This is a genomic window from Kitasatospora sp. NPDC004272 (assembly GCF_053603035.1).
Map to the genome: position 1 here is coordinate 1 of NZ_JBSGET010000294.1, position 1,089 is coordinate 1,089.

The 1,089-nt window shown below is 78.9% G+C and carries 1 protein-coding gene; it reads left to right on the forward strand.

All coding sequences use genetic code 11. The features are described from left to right. Positions 1-1,008: DNA glycosylase AlkZ-like family protein (locus ACWEO5_RS38510; protein ID WP_452166711.1), on the forward strand; the 1,008-nt coding region annotated here is incomplete at its 5' end. Positions 1,009-1,089: the final 81 nt, after the last annotated feature.

Sequence of the window (1,089 nt, forward strand, 5' to 3'; positions counted from 1 at the left end):
CCGCGCCCGGCCGCCGCCGAGCTGGCCGTCGCCCTGCGCACCGGACCGGCCGGGCCGGGGGAGCTGCGCGCGGACCTCGCGGCGGGCCGCCTGCTGCGCACCTGGGCCCAGCGCGGCACCCTGCACCTGCTCGACCCGGCCACCGCCGCCGACGCGCTGGCCCTGATCGGCTCCGCCCGCACCTGGGAGAAGCCCGCCTGGACCAGGCAGTTCGGCGCCACCCCCGCCCAGGTCGCCCAACTCGTTGAAGTCGTAGGCGAGTTGCTCCACGGCGCGGTGCTGAGCCGGGAGGAGCTGACGGCGGCGCTCGCCGCCGACCCCCGGTTCGCCCCGCTCGCCGGGCAGCTGGCCTCGGGCTGGGGCGCCCTGTTGAAACCGCTGGCCTGGCAGGGCGTGCTCTGCCACGCGCCCGCCCCCGGCGGCCGGGCCGCCTTCACCCACCCGGCGAGCCACAGCCCCGACTGGCCCGGCCTCCCCCCGGTCGAGCAGGCCGGGCCGCGCCTGCTCACCGCCTACCTCGGCGCGTACGGCCCGGCCGGCCTGGACCGCTTCGACGCCTGGCTGTCCCGCAACAGCCTGCGCAGGACCGTCCTCAAGGGCTTCGCCGCCGCCCTCGGCGACCGGCTCACCGAGGTCACCGTCGACGGCGCACCCGCCCACGCGCTCACCGAGCACCTCGACGAGCTGGCCGCCACCGCCCCCACCGCCTCCGTCCACCTGCTCGGGGCCTTCGACCAGTACGTGCTGGGCCCCGGCACCAAGGCCACCGAGATCCTCCCCGCCGCCCACCGCGCCAAGGTCAGCCGCACCGCGGGCTGGATCTCCCCGCTGCTGCTGGTCGACGGCCGGATCGCCGGCACCTGGGAGCAGGACGGCCCCGCCCTCACCGTCGCCCCGTTCGAACAGCCCCCGCCCGCCGCCGCCCTGACCGCCGCCGCCGAACGCCTGGCCGCCGCGACCGGGACGGCCGTCCCCGAGCTGCGGGTGGCCCCAGCCGACCCGGCCTGACCCGACCCGGCCTGACCCGACCCGGCCTGACCCGACCCGGCCTGACCCGACCCGGCCTGACCCGACCCGGCCTGACCCGAC